Annotated in this window: 2 protein-coding genes; one reads left to right on the top strand and one right to left on the bottom strand. The window is 39.3% G+C overall.

Features of this window, described 5'->3' with window-relative positions; genetic code table 11:
* Positions 1 to 641: 641 nt before the first annotated feature.
* Entirely contained in the window at positions 642 to 1,637 is a 996-nt protein-coding gene (locus tag WB217_RS12740; protein WP_423993591.1) for a hypothetical protein, read from the bottom strand.
* Positions 1,638 to 2,082: 445 nt separating this feature from the next.
* On the opposite strand from WB217_RS12740, the gene WB217_RS12735 reads away from it, so the two are divergent.
* On the top strand, positions 2,083 to 3,112 hold a 1,030-nt coding region (locus WB217_RS12735; RefSeq protein ID WP_423993590.1), incomplete at its 3' end, for a CAP domain-containing protein.

The raw sequence follows: 3,112 nt of genomic DNA, 5'->3' as shown, positions 1-3,112 counted from the left end.
ATTTTGAATCCGCTTACATTATTACTCTCAGGCATAGGTCTGATAAGCTAAGCGGTCCCAATAGATTCATCAATCTTGTATGATTCCCCAAACATTTTGGCTAGAGAAATCGTAACAATAACTAAAGCAACCGTCAATAAAGGTCTTTGAATTTAAAGCCTAAAAAAAGATTGCTGCATCAAAAAAACAGTCTTTGGTTGCAAGGACTGTCAGATTGTCGAAAAAATACAGCCCACCGATCTATTATTGAAACCCTGTTGATTGGAGCGGAAGGCACGAAGACTCCTCCGAAAATGCTCACGCAGTTCCATCGTGCGTGGGCAGGTTCGAGGAAGCAAATCAATGTCCTGCGAGATCAGCGGTTCAGGGGAGACCTAGGTGAAATGATTCGCGTGAGGAATCATTTGCACCACGCAGGAGCAAAGCGATGAGGGGGTCACCGGACGCCAAAGAAGAATTTGCTTTTTGAAAAAGCCGGCAGTTGGGCTTTTTCATAATTCTTCCCCGCGGAAAGCGATGCGCCTGGAATGGAAATCTACCGACTTGTTTTATGGATCAACTAAATAAAAAAAGCTGTAGACAAACTTGATTTTCTGAGTTTGACTACAGCCTGACAGCCTTTGGTTGCAATGGTTCAATTCTTATCCGAAACGGTAATAAATTAACAAAAATGCTGCTAGCACAAAAATGAAGTTCAAGAAAACGAAAATGAATTGATCTGTTTTTGTCTTGTGCATTTTAATCGGTGGATTATAGAAGGAAACTCCTTCGATGATAAAAATAATCAGGACAATGTGGACCATAAAATGGCCAATGATTTCAGTGAATCCAAAAAGCATTGTTGTTAGGATGAAAATGGTTGTTACTACAAAGCCAAGAACCCTGTTCAGAATACCTACGACAAGCAGATAACCTACGACGAATTCTACAAAGGCAGCCATTACAATAAAGGCAGCAGGTTCAAACCCAAAGGTAGGCACACCATGGTTTGCGACAATATCAAGAGACATCGTTGGATATACCCACTTTTCAACTGCTACCCAGCATAAGGAAAGCCCCGTTCCTAAATATAAGAATGGAAAACCAACCTTCTCAAGCTTTGTATTGCCGACGAGCAATACACCGATGATTGCTACGTAAAAGCCGTAATCAAGCATATGGAAAATTCCTTGATGCATTGTCACACTTGTAAACAAGAACAATAATATTGCAGCACCGATTTTTGTCGCTATATGATGTGGAATCGCCAGGAATCCAATTGTCAGCCAGATAAGAATCGTCATCCACGTTGTTTCCACATGGAATTCTGGCGCAAATAAAGTTCCGTTTGATATTTGGATCAACAACGCAGCAGCTGTACCATACTTTAGCAAATATCTTGAGTACTTCCTGAAACCAGAAAGAAAATCATCCATTTTTTTTATGAGTGGCCATTCAGCCGTTTTTGGGATGATTAATGTAAGTAAAGCAAGAACAACAGCTGCCACTAAAGCAAGCCCCATGAATAATGGCGACATGATATTTTCAATTGTTTCTTTATGTGGTGTAACCTCGGTAAACCATTTAACATGAGCTTGTGTATAGAAAGGCGTTAAAATGAGGCCTAATACTAAAATGAGTTGAAATAATTTTTTCATGATTGCTCCTCCTTGAAAATATAAACACTATCGATATAGTAATAATACAATGGACCGATATGATTTGGATAACTTAGATTTGAACTTTTTGTGAATGATTTCACATAATGTATATTAATGAACATTAAGCAGCTGGTTTTATTTTTGGCAGCCTATTGACAATATTAGTTAACATTACTTCGTTTTTTCGCAAGACAATAGACAGATTAATTTCAACTTTCTCACCTGTTTAGAATCTACTTCTCTTTTCCGGCACAAAATCCTTTATTGGTTAATGTTAAGCAACTTTTTTTCTTTTTCAGGTGGCTTTAGTATTTATCCGCAGAGCTTCTGATTCTCCTCCACTCATACCTATCATCTCCGCATTATGCTTTTTTAATTTCATTTTAGTGGGTATATTGATAGGGAAGGTCCATTTTCAAAGGCAGGACGGTGAGGATTCTAATTGAGGCGTTTATTCAATTTAGTGGTTATTGGCATAATCGTATATTTTGCATGGCCATTTTTAACAAATAATAAAGATATTCAAAACGTGGATGAGTTGAAGACTGAATTAAATACTTTGAAAGATAAACCTGAGTTTTGGATGGCACTAGATGAGGTCAATAAAGGGATTAATCAGCTTTTTGTGAAGCTGGATGAGAAAAAGGAAGAGCTGACCGGGGATAAGCAAAATGTTTTCCCTAAAGTAGAAAAACCAGATTTGACAGCTCCTGCAGAGCAAACCTTCTCTATACACAATGTTGAAATAGCGGAGGCAAAAACTGAGGCAGAGAAACAGTTAGGCACTCCTGAACGGATCTCTGTTAATGAATACGGGACCCAATGGCATGCGTATCATGAAAATTTCCAGAACTTTGTCACGGTTTCCTACGGAAAGGATGGGAATGTTAACGGACTATTCACCAACCAGGACTTAATCTCTTCTAAAACCGGAGTAAAGTTTGGCAGTCCTAAAGAGACGGTGAGGAAAGTATTTGGTGAACCACTGACAGAAATTCGCAAGGGATTGGTTTTTTACCAATTCCAGAAAGATCAAGATTATGATGTATATCAGCTTGATGGAAGTTATGTCACGATATTTTATGATAAACACAAAAATAATACAGTGACAGCAGTCCAAATTATCAGCGAGCAATTGGAGAAAAGCAAGACAGGCTTTTACACGGAAGCCACTGCTCCTCTTAAGGAAGGATTCGAGTATCAGTTGTTTGACCTGACCAATGCCGCCAGGGTCAAAAATGGCCTGGGAGTTTTGACCTGGGATGACAAGGTGAAGGAAACTGCCCGGAAACACAGTCTGGATATGGCAGAGAATAAGTATTTTAGCCACACAAACCTTGAAGGGGAATCACCTTTCGACCGAATGGCTGAGGATAATATTACATTTGCAGTTGCCGGTGAAAATCTCGCTTACGGACAATTCAGCAGTATTTTTGCCCATGAAGGCCTGATGAATTCTTTGGGACACAGGG

The sequence above is a fragment of the Mesobacillus sp. genome (genome assembly GCF_049588175.1).
Taxonomy (GTDB): domain Bacteria; phylum Bacillota; class Bacilli; order Bacillales; family Cytobacillaceae; genus Mesobacillus.
Note: the sequence above shows the minus strand (reverse complement) of the source record. Positions and strands in the feature narration are given on the sequence as shown.